This is a genomic window from Mesorhizobium sp. M2D.F.Ca.ET.226.01.1.1, from assembly GCF_004022705.2.
GTDB lineage: Bacteria > Pseudomonadota > Alphaproteobacteria > Rhizobiales > Rhizobiaceae > Mesorhizobium.
In genome coordinates this window covers 652,012-671,550 of the sequence record NZ_RZOY02000001.1, presented here as the reverse complement: position 1 = coordinate 671,550, position 19,539 = coordinate 652,012, and the positions used below count along the sequence as shown (strand labels likewise).

Below are 19,539 nucleotides of genomic sequence, written 5' to 3'. Positions count from 1 at the left end.
GATGGCGGGTCGTGTTTTTAGCTGGCGCGGCGCGTTTGGCGAGCGGCGGACGCTAGTCCTCTAGCGGCACCACAAACTCGGCGAACATTTCCTCAAAGTCGCCGGCCGTGGCCCCTCCAGTTATGACCTTCTTGAAGTCGATGGCGATCTTAGTGTCGTCAACGGCTGTATAGTCGAAGCCGTTTTCGTAAAGAAAAGCCAGACCGGAGGTGAAGCCGGTGCGCTTGTTTCCCTGCTCGAAAGCGTGAGCCTCCGCGATACCAAACATAAGGGAGACCGACAGTGTCACGATGTCGTATACACCCTCGTAGTAAAAAAGATTTTGAGGGCGAATAATTGCGGACTCGAGCTTTTCGGGGAACAGGAGAGCGTGATTCTCCCCTGCCTCCTCAACGTGCGCACGATTGATGTCTAGGACAGCCTGGTAACCAAGCCAGCGCGGCTCATTTGGCAAGTTCGGCGATTACCTTAGGGAAGCGCTTGATCACATGGCCCGTAAAAGCGGTGTAGTCGGTCGGGCCAGAGCGGGGACGCGCAGCCAACACGGTGCGGGGCTCCTGGCGCTTTGGAGCCGGCTTTTTCGTGATGATCTTACCAGTACGCATGTTCGCGATCCCGTCCAACGCCCGATATAGCGCGCAACCCAACCCGTTTCAACGTTTTCGTGAAACTACCCGTAGAGCGATGAATTTGGCCCTAATGGGCATTTTTGAATACATCTCCTCCCTACCCGGCGCGGCGCGTTGGCCGCTCGAATGCGCGATCGAGACGCTCATGCAAGCCGTCAATGCGGTTGCCGACGCCCTCAATGGCCCGAAGCAGTTGCGCCGTTTGCTCTTGCATGCCGGCCTTCGTTGCGAATGTTTCCGCAGCGTGAAGTTTGTGCGCGGCGAGATCCTGCTGCGCCTTGAGGCCTTTGTCGCCGGCGTCTTTGATCAAGCCCCACATTTTCCAAAATGCGCCAAAGATGGCACCAATCACGGTGATGCCAAAGGCAACCGCTGCCATGATTTGATCGGCAGTCACTGGCTTGCCTTCCCGCCGAGGATGGCGGCGTCACGGTCATGATAGAAGTCGAGCAACGCTTTCTTGCTGCTCCCGCAATCGATGAGCGCCTTACGGTCCGAAATCCACAGCCGCTCGACGGTGCGCTGGGTAAGGATGCCATCAGGCGTCAGGCGCACCGGACGGGGGCATGCCGCTGCCAACTTGCTGTCTGGTTGTGCCAGGACAGGCGGCGGCACAGCCACCTTAATGGACTGAGTCGATACGCATCCGGCTGCTGTTAGACAAAGCAGGCCGATCGCGATCAGGGTCAGCGTCCGCTTCATCTGATAGTCCCTTGATTTGTAGTTCGAGTGCGGCGTTGTCCGCCGCGAGTTGCTCGAGGCGCTTGGCCTCTGTGGCCTTGGCCTGCGCGTTGGCCTGGTCGATGCGCGAGATTTCGGCGGCGGTCGCCTTGGCGATTTCGGCTTCCCGGTGCTCGTATTTGGCGGACCAAACGGCAGCGGTGTTGGCTGAGCCGAGGTGATAGGTGTAGCCAAAGGCGCCGATGATCACTGCGGCGATGAGGCCGTACTTAATGAGCGAGGCATACCCGCCCGTCACTGTGTCGAGCCAGTTCATAGCAGGAGCCCCAGCGCGAACCCGATGGCGGCACCAATGGCGAACGGATAGCCGTAATTGCGGATTAGCTTCTCAACGACGTTGGAAAGACCGTCCATCAGTTCACCAACCCCGAGACGCAAAGCTCGGCCTCCCCGATACGATCGATGTCACCGTTCTCACGACGCTTCACCAAACCGGGCAGTACGCGGCCACCTGCCTTGTTGAATGCGGTCTGGGCAAGGCAGGCGTCGTGGTAGCGGCGCTCGCCCACACGGTCTGCAGTGGTGGAATCGATTTGACGCTGGACGCCGTAGTTATAGGCGCCCGAGATCATCGACGCCTGAAGCGAGATCGGCGCATCGATGTAACCATCAACGCCGTCGATCAGCGGGAGGTAATAGTCGAAGATCACGCGCTGAATCAGCTTGTCTTCGCACTGCTCTTTGGTGGCGTGCATGCCCTTGTGGACGCCGAGCGTCTCGCCGTAGCAGATCGTCCAAACCTTGACCGAGTCCTGGTATGCGGTCAGGCGCAAGCCCTCCCACGGTCGGATAAGGTAGTCGACGGCAAGCTTGACCGCGGGCGGCACGTAGCCCTTGTCAATCGCCGCGCGAATTTCCATCGCTGGCGTAATGACGGTTCGGTGGATAGCCGCAGGTGCAGGTGCTGGCTGGTGGCTGTAGCCGCCCCAACCACCAGCACCGATGCCGGCCGCTACAACAACAGCGGCAATAGCCTGCTTTGCCCGCCTCGTCGGCAGGATCTTATTGATTGGCATTGTTAATCCTTCTCGGCAGGATCGGGCTGCCAGATGAGGCGTGCCGTCCACGCACCGCCAAGCAACAGCAGCGTTAGCCACCACGGCAGGAAGTCCATGGACGGGACGGTGTTCAGGATGATGTCTACAGCCGCGGCGAGTTCGATGAACCGCAGTGACCAGGCGCGCTTAAGCACCCGCTCAACGTCGGGGATGAGCCGCGCGCGGACGCACGACCAGGCGCGCGCGAGTGCGCGGCGCCAATCTGGTAAGAGGCGCATAGATTTTCCTAATGTTGGGGAGTTGCCCGCGACTGTGCGATCGCCGGGATTTGGTCCAGCACGTGCGCTGGATTTCTGTCCCTGGCGATCAGTAGTCTTGTTCTGATTCAGGGATCGATCTTAAATCGGCTTTGAAAAAGTCGCGCTATCTCAGTTTTTGTTGAGATAACTCTTGCCGCCGCTATCTGTGATGCAGAAGCGTCCGCCGCGAGGACCGGTGCAGTAGTGGCCGTCCCGGCAATTGCATTCGCCCCGTTCAATGGTTGGGGCCATCTCAGCAGAGCCATCCATGAGACCAAGCGGGTCCGACGCCCCGCCCGTGTAGACCGAGCAATTCTTTCTGCTGGCACTGACTGAGCCGTCATTGCAAATGAAGGTTCTGCCCTGGCAGTTTGAAATTCCGCCCTTGTCCCCACTGCATGGGGTGTTCTGAGCGAAAGTCGGCTGAACACCAAACATCGTCAAGGCCAAGGCAATAAGACAAAACTTGAACATCGCAAGAACGGCCTCCCCGAGAGACTCGGGGAGGATGTGTAGCAAAGCGATCGGTCACACGGTAGTGCGCGTCCAAGCGTCGAGCCACGCATCAGGGAAAGGAAAGGCCGCGATAAAGAACCTTAGTTCACAGCCGACGCGCCGCCGGGGGCGATCAGAGAGGCCGGTACGCCGCGAACGCTATACGGGGACACACTGTCGATCTCCATGGATACCGAGGAACACATAACCGTCGCTGCACCATAATTCGGGATGGTCTGGTTTGCGTATCCAGACAGTTTTAGCGTGTATACGTTGCCGGTGCGGGAAACGGTGAGCGCAGGAGAGGTGAAGAACGCCTTGGTTGAACTGCCGAACGCCGCTTCGATCGCCAAGCTTGCAGGGATTTGCACGAAGCTCCGAAGAGTGAACGCAATGTAGCAGTCATCAGTTGGCGTCTGCGCGTCGTTCACACCGTTGGAACTGCTCATGGCGACAAAATCGATCACCGCCAAAGCCGCTCCGAACTCGACACCACCGACCGCAGTCAACATTCCCATGCGAACCAGGATGGTTCCGCTAGCATCACGACGGCCTGTTGCTCTGTCTGCATAATCGAGCACGTCCTGTACCTTGATATCTGCGATGCTGAACACACCGCTAACATTGTTGTCAGATACGAGGCGCTGATCGAGCGAGGCATTATAAGTGCGTCGGATTGCTGCCGGAGATGTTGGAGCCGGGCTGAACTGGCGACCACCTGTCAGGGCCGCTCCGATTGTATTACCAGACTGCACCAGGACTGCCGCATATCCCCACAGGCGCACGCCGCTTGTCCAGCAATTGCGAACCTCGAGGGCACCGATGTTAGCATTGGTACCGGTGGAACGTGTCTTGATGCAAGCGTAGTTAACGTCGGCTCTCTGATCGGAAGTCGTACCGAAACTGCATCCATCGACCAGCACGCTACCCGAACTGGCCTGAGTAGTATCCCCTACGAGTATTTCGCATTTCTCGGTGGCTACGTCTCCGAGCGTGTTCGATTCGAAGTACATGTTTCGAATACCAACACCGTATGACTTCCCAAGTTTAACGGATAGACCGCCGCCCTCGAAACTGCCACCCATCATGGAGAAGCCGATTACAGCGGCGTCATCGGGTCCATCGACGTAGACACCCGCAGTGCAAGCTTCCGCCCGGTTGTTTACCCACCTAAAATTGTAGCAGCGCTTTGCGTCTACGATCTTGGTGACGTTAGCGAAATCATTGTCAGATAACGAAACTGACTGCAGATAGCCATTGGTGTTGCCAAGTCGTGATCGAAAGCTCTTGATCACGCTGGTGATGCCAGCGCAGTTGTTCCCGACGAAGGACACGTTGTATATGCGGTCCCCGTTTATGATCACAGAGGAAGATACTTGTTTCCAGTTAATGCCGGAAATCTGGACTTTCGCTGTGTACAAATCGGATGTGCTGTTGGGAGTGGCCTTTGCGGACGCGCTGGTCAGAAACTCAGCACCGGCGGCCACGCCGTCCATTACGACAGTCGCGCCTTGACCGCTGAGTACATAGTGGTCGAGTGCGTACAGCGTCTGGTTCGGGATGCCTATGACGCTCTTCCAGAGATATGAGACGCCGGCACCAAGTTTGACGTGCTTGGAGAGCAACCAAGCCGCTTCGACAAAGGGCGCGTCATCATTTATGCCATTCGCAGGGGCGCCGAGTTGACGAGGGTCAAGACCCGCAACGGGGATGATCGCATACAGCTTCACGCCGCCGGCAGTGATCAGATTATGGTCACTGGCACCCGAGGCCGCTACCTGGTAGCGGAAACCCTGCGCCTGGATGATATCGCCCGAACCAACCACCACATGGCCACCGCCGGCCGTATACGAGAGAACCGTATCCGCCAGCAAAGATGCAACAGTCGCAAAAGTCAGCGGAGCCAGCGCGGCACCGGCCAAGGCGGCGTAGCCTTGCGAACGAGTCGCGGCGGCGTCAGAAGCGGTAGCGCTCGCGTCAGCGGCATTGGCCCAAACCTCAGCCGCAGCAACAATCGCCGCGCTGGCCTGATCAGACAAAAGCCTGAACGTGCCGCCAGAGATGGTGCCCAGCACAGCACCAGGCACCAGCCCGCCCGGCACCGGATCACTGCCTGAGGCCGTCTTAATGGGCATGGGTGTCGCGCCATTGAAGGCAACCGAAACCGGGCCAGTATTCGTCTCAAAGACATCGAGGCGTACAAGTTGCGAGCCGGATGGCGACAGGCTGATGGAGCTCGTAGCTATGATGGCATTCGGCGTGCCAGCCCCGGCATCAACAGCATGAACAATCTGCGTGCCTGGCACGAAGTCGACAAGACGGGTCCACGAACCCGCCATGGTGGCGCCGACCTTCATATAAAGGCCGTCGTTGGCTCCGTCGCCAATTACCAATGCCGGCGTATTGGCGGCAGGCGCAAGGTCGGCGTCCAATGCCGCCTTGGTCGGATACACCTTGCCATTGGTGTAGGAAAGCGTGGCAAGGGATTCGAGATAGGCGCCCCATTGACGGACGTCGCTCTTGCGCGTCTTGTTTGCACCGGACGACGGCACGCCATCGGTAACGAAATCTCTGAATACGGTATTCGCCAGGTCTACCATCAAGATATCCTCAAAATTAGTTCTGCAGTGCTATCGGCGTGGCGTGGTGCAGCAGACCGATCATTTAATCGGCCTCAGTAACTACTTCATCCGCGGCGGGCGGTTCCCAGTTCGGCGTGCCGACATAACTGAAGGCGCCATCCTTGAAATGCGCCGCAGCCAGATCGCGCGTGAAGCCGTCATCACCGGGCTTAAGCCTCTCGCCATCGTCCCATTGCTCGCCAGTGTTATCGTTCATCCAAAGTGCCATGGGAGGGGTGTCCTTACGAATAGAGGAGGTTGAGACCGGTGATCGCGCCAGCAGCTACAGCGGTTGTGTCCGCGTCGGCTGCGGCGCCCGTCAGCGCGTAACTGATGCCGGTCGAGAAATAGTAGGGAGCGGTATTGAGGCTGATCGAGAAAAAGCCAGATGCCGGAATCGGGATCGTCAGGACTGGCGTGTCCGTGCCGACAGTCGGCGATGTCGCCTTGTTGTAGAGCTTCAGGTAGATCGCCGAGCCGGTCGTGTTCAGGCCCACGATGCTGGACAGCCAGCCAGCCGAGGCCTTGGCTACTGTGGCGTTGGTCGTGTTGGCGCTCGACACAATGCGCGAACTGGACGACGGAATGCGCTGGCGGTCCCACGTCGAGCCGTTGAAATAGAAGCCCGCCGCGGCAGGAAGTCGGGCAGTTACAGAATTCGAGGCGCGCTCAAACGGAAACAACAATGAGCTATTTGCAATGCCGTCGGATCCCGCACCTCCAGCCATAACCGAGAGCGCGCGCACATTGCTATTTACATCAAGCTGAGCATCGCCACGCTGCCCGGTAGTCAGCGTCGGTAAGGTCGAATTATAGACGCCGCCGATCTTGACCGGATTGCCACTATCCGCCGCTCCCGAAGCAACATTGCCGGCAGCAGTGACTGGAACGGACGACTGGTCACTTGCCAGAACGACACGCAGTGACTGCGCCATGGTGCCCTGCCCAAGCGCGGCAGGGATTAGCGCAATAAGGGAAGTAAGCCGCTGCGCAATGCGCTGTAGGCGCCCGTTAAGGCCGCTAGAGGCCGTATCCGAGGCTGGCGCCGTCTCTGCAACATCACCAATAAGAACCGCCTCAGCGGCAAGGTCCGTGTGTACGGTGTCCAGCTTGGTATTGGCTGATGTCTGCAGCGCGGACGTCGCCACAGCAACCTCGGCGCCCGTGCCATCCACGGCGATGCGCCTTGGATATTGCACCCCACCAACGTCTTTCGACGCGAGCACAACGGTAGCGCCTGCACTATCCTTGATGCTGATATTATCGGCCATAAGGCCTCCTTTTTATGGAAGTAGTTTATGCCGCCAGCGCGGCTAGGTATTGGCTGTTGGCCTGGAAGCGGAAGTCCGCGGACAGGGTTGCAACCACATGGATGGAAGGGGCCAGCCATGCGCCCTGGCGACCGGTCATCGTCACGTAGCGGAGTTGGAATTCGTACTCACCGACATCGTCGATGATGAATCCGGTCGCTGAACTTGCGCCATGATCAACAGCGATAGTCACCCATGAGGTATCTGCTACCCCCCTGCCGCGAGCCTCGATAATCAAGGCGTCTGTCGGGGAAGGGTCAAAAACAAGCATCGCCCTCGATGCCGTAACACCGCCGATCGATACCGGCTGTATGGTGACCGCTAACCCAGTGGGAACCGGTATCGAGCGGTCGACCGTCGTCTGCTCAGAGATCGGCGCTGTACCCTCTTCGGTAGCAGCATTCCAACTGTAAGCGTCAGACGGCATGGATTGGACTTGGAGCGAAACGCCAGTCAGGATTCCCCCTTCGCCAATGACGAATTTGAAGTCCTGAATTTCGAACACCTCGTCGATGCTAAACAGCGGATAGGTGATGCGAACGAACCGCTTGCCGAAGACAGCCATGGCGCGCAGATTGCACTGAAACACCCCTACCCACGAAGGATTGGCGCGGTAAGCCTCAAGCTTCATCAGCCTGCGCGCCTGACCGTGCGACGGCGCCATATTGAACTGTTTGTCGGACGCAATTTCGCCGCGGAGAGCGACGTCATCATCGTCAATCCACTGATCTGCGTCGGTGGATTGGTAATCGTGGAACGGCGACAAATAGGTCGCACGAATGATGTTTGCCGTGGTCAAGACATCTCGGCCTCGAGCCACCTCCGAAAACCCGGTGATGGCATCGGCGTCGAGCGTTACAGTCGGCTCGGTCCACGTACCGACGTCCAGCGTAAGTCCACCATCGGATGTCGGAACAAGCCGCCCATCGCATGCCGCAGTCATGCGTGCCAGGACATCGGCTGGCCGCTCGTCAAGCTGATAGGATCCCCAAATGCGATAACGCTTTTCGGTACCGCCAGCCTTGACCGGGACCGCCTCGTTGCAGCGATTGTAGGCGGCAAGCCAGCCAGCAGCCGCAAGCGGCGTATTCACGATGCTTGCTGGCAAGCGCATGCCATCCGCGTGCGTGATATAATCGCGGATGATATCAGCGGCGTTCTCAGACCAGATATTGGTCGACGTCCCAAGGCTGTAGACGATCGATCCGCGCGCCACCACGCGATAGAGCGTGTTGAGGATGTTAGGGAAGATAGTCGTGATCTTATCAGATCCAACCGCCTTCTGAATCGCAAAAAGCGAGGATACGCCGTCGCCGCGGTGGGCAATGTCCCACTCCGGGAACTGTGCCGTAAGTTGGGTGTACGATGTCTCCGTCGAGAGGCCGATTCGAGTGCGAATTTCCGCCTTCGAATTGTAAGGCGCGGACGTTACAACGCCACTCCCATTGACGGTCGCCAGATTGTCGTCAATCCAGCATTCCTCGATTGCATCGAGTTGCCCGGTGCCGAGCGCAATGACCTTGTAAAGGTTGCCGTTCTTGCTCTCGATAAATGCCCACGGGCCAGAAGCCTTAACGCGGCCATAGTGCCTGATGCGTGCCGCCACCGGATTCTTGACTGAGGTCTGCACGTCCTGAGGCTTCGGCGCGTCTGGACGAAACAACGAGCTCGCCAAGTAAGAAAGGCCAACCGATATGCCGATCTGAATTACGCCAACGATGGCTGGCACGAGAATGCCAAGAGCGGCACCGCTGGCGCCGATCGATGTAAGTGCAAGCAGGACGAGGCTTTCAAGGCCCATCTTCGCACGGGCAAAGATAGACCTGCTATCCTCCTGGTTTAGCGTGTTCGGTATATAGGATGTTCTCATACCGACCGCCTCATACCGACCACGCCTTCCAAAACTTGTCGATTGGCACGGCAAGCGCACCAGTCTCATGGCGCGAAAACCAGCAATCGCCGGCGTGAATGGCGGGAGCCATCACGCCTTTTTCGTTGATGATCAGACCGACATCACCAGGAATGGGGTTGGCTGTCTTCTTGAAGCCACCGGCCCTGGCCGCACGATTGACCAGCACGGCGAACATCTGCGGCACGACCGTCCATTCGGATGCGTCTTCCGCGTTACGAAGTTGTCTGCCAAATGCGGACACTGGCGACACGCCTGCCATCTTCTGGACCCAGCGATCGATTGTACCGCCGCAGTCGGTGACGCCCTTCTCGTAAGGGCGCCCCATCTCAATGGCGATATAGTCCCGCACCGCGGCCAGACGATCGGCTTCGGTCATGTCGCCTCGCTATGATGTTGTGAGAACTAGGCGGCGAGCTTGGCCGTGTAATCAGCAAGCAGGCGCAATTCATCTGGCGTCGCATCGTTCTTAATGCGATTGGCGCGCGTGCTTATCACTTGGATATTGCCAGGCACATATCCGAGTTCCGGCTTGATGCGGTCGAGTGACGGGGAGTTGTTTCGGTCACCGCCATCTTTAAGCTCAAATCCAAAGACTGGGCAATGCGTTGGGATAAAAATATCGTCCTTTGTCAGACTGTACGGTACGCCTGCCTTCGCTGCGCGCGCTTTTGCCGATGCCAACATTCTGGTCTTGGGATTTGCGGCGTAAGATACGATCTTGGCCTCCCTATTCTTCTCTGGGTTGGCCTTTCGCCATTTGCCCACGCTTTTGCGCGCGGCTGCCCTTGACCGTTCTGGATTTGCTGCGCGCCACTTGGCCATTCTCTGCGTATGATATTCGCGCCATTCTTCCGGTGTCCGGTTGCTTTTTGGCATCGGCATTAAGCAATCAACCCCATCGCTCGCAGAGCAAACATCGCCGCCGACCCGGCGGTCGCTAGCAAAACATAATCCGGGTAAGTCACCGTCTTAACCAGGATCGAAGCTACAAACCCGAAGAACTTGTCGCCAGGCGAGCGCGCTTGCTGGTCGCGGTCTGTGTAGCGGCCATAAGGCGGCCTAGACCGATTGAAGAATGCATTCTCCGCCGTGATGGCGATAGATTGAACGGCTCCGTCAGTGCCCTGCATTTCGGTGCGGCTAACCTTGGGAGGCTGCATGAAGCCCCAAAAGATCGGTATGGGATTACCGACCGTTTGCCACTCGGAGTCGAACAGTTGTAGATAAACCGTTAGTAACTGCTGATCGACGGACGGAGTATTCGCGAGCGCCTTTGCCAGGAAACCAAGAGCCTGATCGGGAAGCCCATCGACAGAAATAGTTACGCTATCGCTGGCGCCGTTCCCTGATAGCCCGAGGCCGTCTATTTGACCGGCACCATGCATCGGCAGATATGTGTTGCCGCCTGCAACCAGCGGCGTATTGCCGTTCCACGCCCTCTCGATTCCTGACGAGAAAGAAAAATCCACCAATAGGCTTACATATACCCTGCTTGACGCAAGTAGCGCCAACTGATCGGTTGTGAAGAAATCCGACAATAGACCACCTATGCGGCGATCTTGTCGCCGATATCATTGGGAAAATTGAGAAAGCAACCTAGACCAAGAGCGTCAAAAGCGGCGCGATCATATGCTTTGGCTGCATCTATGGCGGAATCAAATACCCCGAGATGCTTTCTTGTGCCGTTCAATGCAAACCTTGCAACCCACTTGCCGTCTCGGATTTCACGCACGCCCTTAAATCCGGACTTCGGCGGAGATAGGCGTTTGGCTGCGGCGGAATTGGCTGTATGTTCAAGTGTGTGCGGAACGCCCTTCGTGGCTTCGCTCAACCTTGCGCGAGTTTCATCGCTGGTTTTTCTTCCGCGTTGCGCAGCGCTCATTTTGGCGCGCGACTCCGGAGATCTCTTCTGCCCTCGGTTAGCAGACGCGGTTCGCTCAATTTCTTCCAGGCTTTTTACGCGCCCCAGTCCATATGTGTTGCCGATGCTTCTTGCGCCAATCTTGGCTCGCGTTTCTGCACTAACTGGCCTTCCCGTTAGGCGCTCGCTAATCTTAGCCCTATGGTCATCGCTGCGCGGCGGCATCTTTTTGCCCATATGGGCAGCAGATATTTTTGCACGGGTTTCGGCAGTGTGCCTTGGTCCGGGCTTACCCCTCTTAGCGGCGCTCATATTTGCGCGAGATTCGGCACTTCGCTTTTTGCCGCGCATTAACGCGCTTCGTTTAGCAAGAGTTTCGGCGGACGGCGTCCACCCGCTTAATCCTTCGCCGCCATCTGTCTTGTTAACAAGAATTCCAGTTCCGACATCGCGCCTACCAAACTGCGCAATCAACTCGACCTCATGCGCGTGAGCCTGCGATTCATGGATGAAATAATCCACGATTTCGACCGTGCAGCCGCCTTGCGCGTAAATGGCTTTGAATTCCGGCTGGCGATTGTAGGTTGCGTAAGCACGCTTCCCCTTACCCTTGCCAATATAGAAAGGCACACCAGCGCTATCGCGCCAGACGTAAGTGTAAAATTCCATAAGCAAGCCACCAGTCTTGCGTTTGTTCACCATTGGGATTTGGCGCTTGGCAGGCACGTGGTGAGCGCGCTTTTCGGGAGCTACCCTAGCCAAGCAATTAATACCCTTGCCGCTTTACCAAATTAGTGTCAAGGCTCACACGTCCTCGATGAACTGCACTGTAGGGTTCCCGAAGCGCCTCAACGCAAGCTGCAGGTCCATCCCGTCATCATTCATCAGCCTCATACGGCAGCACGGGTCATCAAAATTCAAGATGTCGCCAGCCGTGACGGCTTCCCGCAACGGCGGCCTGATCGTCATGGCGCCAGTCGTCGCGTCGTATGTACGAATTCTGTAAAGCCTCTCCCCAAGGCTGAAATGCATGCCGGGCTGTATGTCGTCAGCGGCATAGTTCACAGTGACGTGGAGCGTTGTTGCACGTACTGCGGCATCCGCTGCCAGCACCACATTCGTAAGCGACCCGACGTATCCCGTGCCGTCGTCAAAGAACGAATGGTCGCCGTGCGGAACCTGCGCAAACAGAGCTTTCTCGTCTTCCGACAGCACGGCACCGGACGACGGCCCGTAGCCGCGGCATAGCGGAATAAGGATAGACCCCAGCCGACCCTCGAGTAGCGCCGCTATTGCGCGGTGCGCTAGGACGGCTTGCCGGCTCTTCACGATCACGCCGCCGAACGTCGCCTTCCATAATCCCGAATCTGAACTAATTACTTGGGTCGCGCCGCTAACAGACGCCGGCCCCGCAAGGGACCGGCTGTCGAGATCGAACGAAATGTTCTGACTTCGCAGAACGTCATCGGGCCAACGGATGGTGGTCATTCGTCTTCCTTTGGCTTTACTAGAGATTCCGCGCCTGCGCGTTGGCGATGTAGGCTGGCATGTTTCGCTGCGTGGCTTTTTGGCTCTGCTGCACGGACGCCTGCACGATTTGAGGCGATGCGCGCCGGATGTTGTCCTGCGTGACGGACTCGATAAACGGCTTAAGGTTGCCGTTGTTGTCCGCCGAGACGCCAACCGTGATGTGCGTATTGCCTCTACCCGTCGAGCCAGCAATGCTGGCACCCACAGCCCGCGGAACAACCGTGGGCGGCATGCCAACTATACCGCCATCCGCATACCCTCGCTTGCGCATGGCATCAACGCGTCTAGGCCCGCCCCATCGCTTGACGTCATCCTGGCTCCAGACCACCTCGCCCTTGTGGACGATGCCGGCGGGGTCGTTCTTGCCGCCTGCGCCGGTATAGCCGCCATCCGCAAACAGGAAGCTGAACAGCCCGCCGAGAATGCCTCCGCCCGGCTTCCCGCCCATCGGGCCGTCGAACAAGTTGTTGAGCGCTATTTCAATCAGCTTGTCCGCGACTTTTCCGAGCGCGTTTGACAGCGCCTCGGCACCCGACTTGCCGTCCCGGAGATCCTGAATAAACCCGCCAAGAACGCTCTTGCCGAGTTCGGACGACGCGGCCATCTTCTCGCTCAAGACTTCGACGCCGTGCTGCATCTTGTTGCGAGCCGCGTCGGCCTGCGCGTATTTCTCGGCCAGGGCATCAATTTTCGCGGAGTATTCTGGCGTAATTTCCACGCCAGCCTGCACCGCATCGTTCAGGAGCTTCTGCTTGATCTCTGCCTTGGACTGAGCATAACCGAAGTCATTAATCAGTGGGTTGACCAAACCGAGGGCCGCGGCCTCCTTGTTCAGGAGGTCGATTTGCGACTGCGTTTCGGTCAGGTTCCTGTTGAACCTGTCATCGCTCTGAACTGCCTTTTTAACGCCCGATGGGGCGCCGCCAAGAAAGATATCCGCTTCCGTATTGCGCCGGTCTTTGTTGATGCCGCCGTTGTCAGTGCCTAACCCGCGAATTGCCTTAACAATGGTCGCCTGGTTGCCAGACTTAATCGCCTCAACAATGCGATCCGGCAGGCTTCCGTAATTATACGCAATACTTAGCAGAGACGACTGTTGCTTCTCATCGAAACTGGCAAAGGTGTCGGCGCCAATTTTGCTTTTGATGCCCTCTTGGAATTTGCCGATCCTACTAATCAGGTCGCGGTTGGCGTCTGCGACGGAAACCGTCATACCCTTCGTGATGGCTTGAACACTGCCATCGGCAAGGGTTACTGTGTCCGACCCATATCCAGCCCGGTAGTGGTTAACGTCCCAATATGCCGTTCCACGAAATTGCTCAAAGCCTTTGATAAGATCGGCCGCATTCTCTACCGACTTGCTGGCCGACTTGGCGATTTCTTCGGCCGCAATCTCTTTTGCCGCCTGTATTTTGGCCGCAGCAGAGGTTATCGCGATGGCAACCTTGCCTGTAGATTCATCGATCTTGGCGGCATCGGCAATGATGGCCTTTGCCCGTTCATCGATCTCTTTTTGCAGGTCTGAGCGACTAGCATTGGCGTTGCGCTGATCGAAGTACTTCTGCGTTGCATCGTTTTGATGCTGCATGGCCCATCCGGCGTTCTCCGGATCCGGCGCGCCAACGCTAATATCAACCCCGGCTTTCGATGCCTTGGCTAGCGCCTCGACCTTCTGAAGCTTGTCTAAAAGCGCGTCGAACGTCTTGAGAAGCTCCCCGTACATCGGATCGCTGCCAAACATGTCGTGAAGCGCTTCTTTGGCCTTCTTGGCGCTTATGGTGCCGTCGTCCAGTTGCTTTTGCAGAGCGTCAAACGTTGACGCGACGGCCGGCTTCAGTTCGACCACCCATTCCTTGAAATTCGCGAATTGCTCGTTGAGCGCAGCGATCTCCTTGTGGGCAGGAGCGAACTGATCCTCCATGTCACGGGTCATCTTGCCGAACGTGTCAGGAAAGCCGAGGAGCAGGTTCGGATCGACGTTCGCATTGAAGGCAGCGCGTCCAGCCGCGTGGCCACCGTTGGGCAACAAGTCGCCAATCTTTTGCAGGTGCTCGACAATTGCCTCAAGCGACTTAACGCCCTGACTATTCGCGATCTGGTCAAGAGCCGTGGACAGGCCGTTAATTGCGCCGACAAGATCCTTGCCGAGGAAATCCTTAACCGCCCCGCCGGCGCCGGTCACATCGGACAGCTTACCAACAAACGCCTCAAGCGCATTGCCGACAAGGCCGACGTTGTCGCCAATTGTCGACTGCGTAGCGTTGAAGGCTTTGTCGATAAGCGGCTTCGAATCAAGGATCGCCTTGAATACGCGATCGACAGTCAACTTGCCGTCTGCGCCAAGCTGCTTCAGTCCGCCAATGGTAGTCTTGAATTCGTTCGCGATGGCCTGCGCGATAATCGGCGCGTTCTCGCGGATCGACCGCAACTCGTCGCCCTGTAAGATGCCGCTCGATAGTGCCTGGCTAAGCTGCAGAATGCCAGCCGCCTGCTCGCTAGCTTCTGCGCCGCCCGCCTTGAATGCCTTATTGACAATCTCGGTTGCGTCAGCGACTTGCTGCTCATTTTTGGCAACGCCAGCCGTGGCGCGCAGGAGCTTCGCATAAAGGTCAACCGTCTCGGTCAGGCCCGAGCGCGTGTCGGTCGCAATCTTGTTCAGATCATCAAGCGAACGGGCCGACCGGCCGCTGACAACGGCAGAGGCAGCAATCTTGTTGCCAGCCTCAGTCCACGCGTCCGCGTAATCCTTGATCTTATCGACGGCGAAGGCGCCAGCAAATCCCGCGGCGCCGGCCTTCAGGCTGTCAATTCCACCCTGTAAGCCGCCAACCGAAAAGCCGCCAAAGGATAATCCCTGATCAAGCTTCTTGTTCGTCTCTACGAATTTCGTCTGGATATCCGTAAGTTGCTTTTTGGCCGTGGCATTGGCTTTTGTAAGCGCGTTATTGAATTGGGTCGTTCTAGCTTCCAGCGCCACGACAAGGCGCTCCAGATCCGTCGCCATTTATGCGCATCCGTATTATGTAAGGCGGAAACTCAACGGGGAGCATCGTTGTGGATACGCGCACCGCGGGGTTTTGAATTGGTTGCCTGGCTTTTGCCGGAAAGGTTGTTGGGACTACCAACAGCGGCACGCCGATCCTTTGAGACAACGCCTTGGAGACAAGGCCTTGGAGGCTCACGCGTTGGGCAGATTTACGGACCTAAAACCCAACGATACCCATTTCCTCGAGCCTGCCTTCAGCGATCGTGCCGCCTTTCGGTTTGGCGCCATTGGCCTCGGCGTAACCGCGCGTGGCATCAACGAACTCAAGCAGCGTCATTGCGCCGATGGGCTGGTGAAGAACACCGGCCCATTTGTAAATTTCCGACCATCTAAGTTTGCCCCGCGGCAGCGGCTTTAGTCCTCCGCTGCCGCCTTCCGTTCCCCCGCGTCACTCTCCCCCTCGTCACTGAAGAGCGTATGGGAAAGGATGGCGCGCGCCAGAAGAACATGCTTTACACCGAAATCTTCCTCGATATGGCGACGGACAAGTTTTCGAGCATCTTCCTTTTCCATCCCGCCACCCTCGAGCGCGAGCCGGATGGTGGAAATGATGTCATCCACTCGCCATTCGCCGTTCGTGAGCCTTTCAAGAATGAACGCCGGACCCGCGTCACAGCGATCCTGTAGAGCTCGCAAAAGATCGATCGTGAGCAGGAAGGTCGACTCCCCTCCTGCCCACGTTACGTCCACCCCTCTCGCCATTTACGGCTCCCTATTACGGCTTGTCAGTGCGGGCCGGGCTACCGTCGAACACCAATTCAATGTTTGACGTGACCTTCTTGCCCTTGGTCCTGGTGTTGTCGAGCTTGGAAAGCAGCGCTGGGCCGGATTCGGTCTCGATGTCGCCAGAAGCCGCAGCGGTGTCGCGCAGACGGACGTTCTTGGTTACGGCGCTGTAGAACCACTGCTTGAGTGCATCCTGGCTGGTCTTTGCCCACACGCCGGTAGCCGAGACGGAGACCTCAATGGACCGCACCTGCTTCTCGATGGAAAGCGGCAGCGACTCGTCGTCGCAGTCGGGGATCTCGGAACTGTCGACGGTGGCCTGTCGGGTGATCGTCACGTCCGTCATGCCGCAGATGGGGGTATAGATGCCAGAACCCGCAACGAGCTCGACATCCAGAATCATTTCTTCGTATTTTTCAGTCTGCGCAGCAGCCATGTGCTTGCCTTTCGCTCAAAAGAAAGGCCGCTCACTGGCGGCCATTTGACTTCGTTTCGGTGGTTTTGGGCCGCCTGCCCGGCGGCTTCGTTTCTCGCGCCTTACCGGCTGCTACAGCGGCATTGACAAGATCGCGGGGACGGTTCTGCGGGTCCGGACTAGCCTCAACCACAAATGCTATGGCTTGCCGCGGGCGTCTGTCGTAGTGGAAGCGCTCGGCAAAGATTGCCCACGCCATTTACGGCTCCTCGATTAGCGCCGTAACCGTGATGATCCCGTGCGATGTGGTCCCGTCTGGATCTCGCATATACCGCACAGACGGTACGCGAATTTCGACCAGTGCATTCTCAGTTGACAGGCTTAGATTGGCTTCGTGCAAGATAGCCTTTGCCCTATCGCCAATCTGCTTGCATGCAGGGAAACCTACCGTCCTACTCCAGACATCCAGTTGGAATGTGTGAATTCCCGACACGATGCCCTCGTCGTCATCCTCGGCGTAGTCGTGCGGGCCGAAGCTGATGTAAGCCGCCTTGGGATCTGCAAAGGACGTTGCGGCTGCCGGTGGCTGGTCCCACACGCCGTTAATCATCGTCATGAGCGCGGCGTCTGCCGTAAGCGTGTTTAGGATAAGGTCTTGAAGGTCTAGCGCAGCACTCATGCCCCAGCCCCATCCTTAACGCCCTTGGTAATGGCTCGCGTAACGGCAGACTTGGCGCTACGCTTGTTGGCTCGCCAGATCGGAAAGAAGAATGGCTCAGCCGCCATGTGCTGCGTGCCGAATTCAACGAACCAGGCATGAACGGCATCGCCGCCGCCAGCATAGATGGAGATGCGAAGGCCGTTTTTGTCCTTGCCCTGCTTGAACGTTCTTCCGCCTTTGCCCGTACCGACCGTGCCTAAGGTCATTGTCCCCTTTGGCGCATTTCCCCAACACCAACCGATGCTCATCTGCAGGTCGCCACTGTCTACCGGCGCATGGCGCTTCATCTGCGCAACGATCTTGTCGGCTTGCGCCGCTAACACCGCACGCACTTGATTGTAGACCTTTTCCGGAATCGCCTTGGTAAGCTTGCGGTTTAGGTTGGCGAGGCCTTGTGTAATGTTGTTGTTGGCCAATGCGCACTCCTAAGCCGCGACGCCGCTTTCGCAAAGGAACTCGAGATAGCTGCGATTGTCGCTCAGGCGCGGAACTTCGCGGATGGCGAATTCCTGTCCATCGCGTTCATTGACGACGCGCCAGTCACTAGCGATCTGCTTAGCCTGTTCGCTCTTCCGGATCATGAATGTCACGTACTTGTGCCCCGTGAGCCGGCCAGCCATCACGGACTCGCCGGCGCCACGCAGAATCCACTGATGATTGCCTGCCTGCGAAAACTGAAACTGCCAGTCGGCCACGGTATTCCCGTGGCGGTCATCGACGTCGACGCGCCTATAGAAGGAAAGGCGCTGATCTAACTTCCCAGCGCCTCCAGCCATTACGCCAGCGGGACGCCAGGATATTCGATATCGAGGTTGAGCACCGTCGTGCTGGCGCCAATGCCGAGCAGCAGCGTGTAATCGCCGCTGACATTGTCCGCCACGGGGCGAATGCCGCCAGGCGTACCGCTCGCGTAATAGGCGACGCCGGTCAAAATGGTCGCGCCGATCGTAATCGGGCCTTTTGTACAGACCGCAATCGGCTGATTTGCCGATGCGCTGTTGAGCGCAATGCCAACTGCGTTGCGAACTGCGGCGGTGGCGCTGTTCACGTCAGCAAGGCCATACTTGCCCGTGGTTGGATCCAGATAGACAACCTGGCCGGCAGTGATGGTGGCGCCCGCGATGCCGCGAGCAATAGTGGCGGTATTCCCGGCCAGAACTGAACTGGCGGTGATGGTCAAATCGGCCAATGCGGCCTCCTTTTTATGATGCGCGTTTTATGCCGCTAGAGCGGCTAGGTATTGGCTGTTTGCTGCCTTGGAAAAATCCATGGTGGAGGGCTGGTTGAGGCTGATGCTCCGACTTGTTCCAGCCAAAAGCTTCTCAAGCGGGCGGCTAAACAACGATGTAAAGGGCGAGCTACCAAACCTAGGCACTGAACACCCCACAAGCGCTGCCAGATACGCGAGAGAATCGATATGTGCCAGGAGCGGAAATAAGCGTAGATGGCGCGGTCGATGTCAGCGAGCCCACAACGTTATAGTCGCTCGCGTCGTCCTTCAGCTTGATAATAACAAGTGCGTTGCCGTCCGTTACGCCCTTGAGATTTACTGCGAGAGGTGTACCCGCAACAACGGTTACATCGTTCGAGTCGGCCGCCGTAGAGGCGGTCGAGAGAATTTGAGTTGCCATTATTGTCCCCAGCCGTCAGCTCGGCCAAATTTTCAGCGGCGTTAGCAGCGCAGAAACGCCATTTGGTATCTCGGTCAGCGCGATCTCTGACGCATTTTCTCGGTTTTCATACCATTGGCCAACAAGCAGCAGAATCGCGTGCTTGACCGCGGGCGGAACGCTTGCAAAACCTGCCGTGAACGTGATTTTCACCGCTTCAGGTTCGCTTCGCGTGTCGGGCCATGTCGAACCGAATGCAGGAAGCAAAAAACCCGTAGAATTGGTCGATTGGACACCAAATTCTCGGAAGTCAGCGATGGTCTGCGCGGTTCCGTCTATGTCGACATACTCAACCGTGTCGACGGAACGCAGAGGCGGCAACGGCAGAGCAATGCGGCTGCACTTGTCGGCCGGGAATCCATCTAAAATGAGTTGCCATTGCCGCTCAGCCAAGCTTCTGCCAAGCCAAGCAGGCTCAGGGCCGTCAACATGGTTTGCGGCAACGCCAGCCAGCGCCTGCAAATAGTCGTCGTCATCGCTGAAGTCGACTGCTCGAATGTGCCGCTTTATCTCGGCAGCCGTGACGAGTGGCCCCGAAGCATCAGTGATCAGCTTAAGCGCCATT

General features: G+C 57.6%; 24 protein-coding genes. All 24 read right to left on the bottom strand.

From position 1 onward, the window contains the following. Window positions 1-52 precede the first annotated feature (52 nt). The gene (locus tag EN869_RS03190) at window positions 53-454 is read right to left on the bottom strand and encodes a type II toxin-antitoxin system death-on-curing family toxin (protein ID WP_128334350.1); all 402 of its coding nucleotides are present in this window, start codon (window positions 452-454) and stop codon (window positions 53-55) included. Then, window positions 444-605 (bottom strand): hypothetical protein, encoded by a 162-nt coding sequence (locus EN869_RS34285; protein WP_189384622.1) that lies wholly within the window; start codon window positions 603-605, stop codon window positions 444-446. The genes EN869_RS03190 and EN869_RS34285 overlap by 11 nt, the downstream gene beginning before the upstream one ends. Window positions 606-726: 121 nt before the next feature. Then, window positions 727-1,026, bottom strand: a complete 300-nt coding sequence (locus EN869_RS03185) for a hypothetical protein (RefSeq protein ID WP_128334351.1) — start codon at window positions 1,024-1,026, stop codon at window positions 727-729. Beyond that, window positions 1,023-1,208 (bottom strand): anaerobic dehydrogenase, encoded by a 186-nt coding sequence (locus EN869_RS03180; RefSeq protein ID WP_245517758.1) that lies wholly within the window; start codon window positions 1,206-1,208, stop codon window positions 1,023-1,025. Before EN869_RS03180 ends, EN869_RS03185 begins: the two co-directional genes overlap by 4 nt. A gap of 43 nt (window positions 1,209-1,251) precedes the next feature. Further along, on the bottom strand, window positions 1,252-1,626 hold the full coding sequence (locus EN869_RS03175; RefSeq protein ID WP_128334352.1) for a hypothetical protein: 375 nt from the start codon (window positions 1,624-1,626) through the stop codon (window positions 1,252-1,254). Between the two features lie 97 nt (window positions 1,627-1,723). Then, window positions 1,724-2,386, bottom strand: coding sequence for a lysozyme (locus EN869_RS03170; protein ID WP_128334353.1), 663 nt, complete (start codon window positions 2,384-2,386; stop codon window positions 1,724-1,726). A gap of 2 nt (window positions 2,387-2,388) precedes the next feature. Further along, window positions 2,389-2,646, bottom strand: coding sequence for a hypothetical protein (locus EN869_RS03165; protein WP_128334354.1), 258 nt, complete (start codon window positions 2,644-2,646; stop codon window positions 2,389-2,391). A 617-nt stretch (window positions 2,647-3,263) separates the two neighbouring features. After that, window positions 3,264-5,765 (bottom strand): hypothetical protein, encoded by a 2,502-nt coding sequence (locus EN869_RS03155; protein WP_128334356.1) that lies wholly within the window; start codon window positions 5,763-5,765, stop codon window positions 3,264-3,266. A gap of 61 nt (window positions 5,766-5,826) precedes the next feature. Further along, window positions 5,827-6,012, bottom strand: a complete 186-nt coding sequence (locus EN869_RS03150; protein ID WP_128334357.1) for a hypothetical protein — start codon at window positions 6,010-6,012, stop codon at window positions 5,827-5,829. Window positions 6,013-6,025: 13 nt separating this feature from the next. After that, window positions 6,026-7,054, bottom strand: coding sequence for a hypothetical protein (locus EN869_RS03145; RefSeq protein WP_128334358.1), 1,029 nt, complete (start codon window positions 7,052-7,054; stop codon window positions 6,026-6,028). Window positions 7,055-7,079: 25 nt separating this feature from the next. Next, a complete protein-coding gene (locus EN869_RS03140) occupies window positions 7,080-8,963 on the bottom strand; it encodes a fibronectin type III domain-containing protein (RefSeq protein ID WP_189384620.1) in 1,884 nt (627 codons plus the stop codon). A gap of 10 nt (window positions 8,964-8,973) precedes the next feature. Further along, window positions 8,974-9,381, bottom strand: coding sequence for a hypothetical protein (locus EN869_RS03135; RefSeq protein ID WP_128334359.1), 408 nt, complete (start codon window positions 9,379-9,381; stop codon window positions 8,974-8,976). A 26-nt stretch (window positions 9,382-9,407) separates the two neighbouring features. Continuing rightward, window positions 9,408-9,887 (bottom strand): hypothetical protein, encoded by a 480-nt coding sequence (locus EN869_RS03130; protein WP_128334360.1) that lies wholly within the window; start codon window positions 9,885-9,887, stop codon window positions 9,408-9,410. Further along, window positions 9,887-10,543, bottom strand: a complete 657-nt coding sequence (locus EN869_RS03125) for a hypothetical protein (protein ID WP_245517757.1) — start codon at window positions 10,541-10,543, stop codon at window positions 9,887-9,889. Before EN869_RS03125 ends, EN869_RS03130 begins: the two co-directional genes overlap by 1 nt. A gap of 8 nt (window positions 10,544-10,551) precedes the next feature. Then, the gene (locus tag EN869_RS03120; RefSeq protein ID WP_128334361.1) at window positions 10,552-11,568 is read right to left on the bottom strand and encodes an NUMOD3 domain-containing DNA-binding protein; all 1,017 of its coding nucleotides are present in this window, start codon (window positions 11,566-11,568) and stop codon (window positions 10,552-10,554) included. A 102-nt stretch (window positions 11,569-11,670) separates the two neighbouring features. Next, entirely contained in the window at window positions 11,671-12,354 is a 684-nt protein-coding gene (locus EN869_RS03115) for a hypothetical protein (RefSeq protein ID WP_128334362.1), read from the bottom strand. Between the two features lie 19 nt (window positions 12,355-12,373). Then, window positions 12,374-15,400: a tape measure protein gene (locus EN869_RS03110; protein WP_128334363.1), complete on the bottom strand. Its 3,027-nt coding sequence runs from the start codon at window positions 15,398-15,400 to the stop codon at window positions 12,374-12,376. A gap of 396 nt (window positions 15,401-15,796) precedes the next feature. Beyond that, window positions 15,797-16,144 (bottom strand): gene transfer agent family protein, encoded by a 348-nt coding sequence (locus EN869_RS03105; RefSeq protein WP_128334364.1) that lies wholly within the window; start codon window positions 16,142-16,144, stop codon window positions 15,797-15,799. A 13-nt stretch (window positions 16,145-16,157) separates the two neighbouring features. After that, window positions 16,158-16,604: a phage tail tube protein gene (locus EN869_RS03100; RefSeq protein WP_128334365.1), complete on the bottom strand. Its 447-nt coding sequence runs from the start codon at window positions 16,602-16,604 to the stop codon at window positions 16,158-16,160. A gap of 238 nt (window positions 16,605-16,842) precedes the next feature. Beyond that, window positions 16,843-17,262: a DUF3168 domain-containing protein gene (locus tag EN869_RS03090; RefSeq protein WP_128334367.1), complete on the bottom strand. Its 420-nt coding sequence runs from the start codon at window positions 17,260-17,262 to the stop codon at window positions 16,843-16,845. After that, on the bottom strand, window positions 17,259-17,720 hold the full coding sequence (locus EN869_RS03085; protein WP_245517756.1) for an HK97-gp10 family putative phage morphogenesis protein: 462 nt from the start codon (window positions 17,718-17,720) through the stop codon (window positions 17,259-17,261). Before EN869_RS03085 ends, EN869_RS03090 begins: the two co-directional genes overlap by 4 nt. Before the next feature lie 9 nt (window positions 17,721-17,729). Continuing rightward, window positions 17,730-18,080 (bottom strand): head-tail adaptor protein, encoded by a 351-nt coding sequence (locus EN869_RS03080; RefSeq protein ID WP_128334368.1) that lies wholly within the window; start codon window positions 18,078-18,080, stop codon window positions 17,730-17,732. After that, complete coding sequence (locus tag EN869_RS03075; protein WP_128334369.1) at window positions 18,080-18,493, bottom strand: hypothetical protein; 414 nt, start codon at window positions 18,491-18,493, stop codon at window positions 18,080-18,082. The genes EN869_RS03080 and EN869_RS03075 overlap by 1 nt, the downstream gene beginning before the upstream one ends. Before the next feature lie 457 nt (window positions 18,494-18,950). Then, window positions 18,951-19,538 carry a head-tail connector protein gene (locus EN869_RS03070; protein ID WP_128334370.1) on the bottom strand — a complete coding sequence of 196 codons (588 nt, stop codon included), beginning with the start codon at window positions 19,536-19,538 and terminating at the stop codon, window positions 18,951-18,953. Window position 19,539 lies beyond the last annotated feature (1 nt).

Bases quoted from the DNA above. Each gene is read 5' to 3' on its own strand.
- EN869_RS03090 (WP_128334367.1), bottom strand. From the start codon at position 17,262: ATGAGTGCTGCGCTAGACCTTCAAGACCTTATCCTAAACACGCTTACG.
- EN869_RS03150 (WP_128334357.1), bottom strand. From the start codon at position 6,012: ATGGCACTTTGGATGAACGATAACACTGGCGAGCAATGGGACGATGGC.
- EN869_RS03115 (WP_128334362.1), bottom strand. From the start codon at position 12,354: ATGACCACCATCCGTTGGCCCGATGACGTTCTGCGAAGTCAGAACATT.
- EN869_RS03165 (WP_128334354.1), bottom strand. From the start codon at position 2,646: ATGCGCCTCTTACCAGATTGGCGCCGCGCACTCGCGCGCGCCTGGTCG.
- EN869_RS03145 (WP_128334358.1), bottom strand. From the start codon at position 7,054: ATGGCCGATAATATCAGCATCAAGGATAGTGCAGGCGCTACCGTTGTG.
- EN869_RS03135 (WP_128334359.1), bottom strand. From the start codon at position 9,381: ATGACCGAAGCCGATCGTCTGGCCGCGGTGCGGGACTATATCGCCATT.
- EN869_RS03120 (WP_128334361.1), bottom strand. From the start codon at position 11,568: ATGGTGAACAAACGCAAGACTGGTGGCTTGCTTATGGAATTTTACACT.
- EN869_RS03070 (WP_128334370.1), bottom strand. From the start codon at position 19,538: ATGGCGCTTAAGCTGATCACTGATGCTTCGGGGCCACTCGTCACGGCT.
- EN869_RS34285 (WP_189384622.1), bottom strand. From the start codon at position 605: ATGCGTACTGGTAAGATCATCACGAAAAAGCCGGCTCCAAAGCGCCAG.
- EN869_RS03170 (WP_128334353.1), bottom strand. From the start codon at position 2,386: ATGCCAATCAATAAGATCCTGCCGACGAGGCGGGCAAAGCAGGCTATT.
- EN869_RS03175 (WP_128334352.1), bottom strand. From the start codon at position 1,626: ATGAACTGGCTCGACACAGTGACGGGCGGGTATGCCTCGCTCATTAAG.
- EN869_RS03080 (WP_128334368.1), bottom strand. From the start codon at position 18,080: ATGGCTGGAGGCGCTGGGAAGTTAGATCAGCGCCTTTCCTTCTATAGG.
- EN869_RS03140 (WP_189384620.1), bottom strand. From the start codon at position 8,963: ATGAGAACATCCTATATACCGAACACGCTAAACCAGGAGGATAGCAGG.
- EN869_RS03105 (WP_128334364.1), bottom strand. From the start codon at position 16,144: ATGGCGAGAGGGGTGGACGTAACGTGGGCAGGAGGGGAGTCGACCTTC.
- EN869_RS03130 (WP_128334360.1), bottom strand. From the start codon at position 9,887: ATGCCGATGCCAAAAAGCAACCGGACACCGGAAGAATGGCGCGAATAT.
- EN869_RS03100 (WP_128334365.1), bottom strand. From the start codon at position 16,604: ATGGCTGCTGCGCAGACTGAAAAATACGAAGAAATGATTCTGGATGTC.
- EN869_RS03110 (WP_128334363.1), bottom strand. From the start codon at position 15,400: ATGGCGACGGATCTGGAGCGCCTTGTCGTGGCGCTGGAAGCTAGAACG.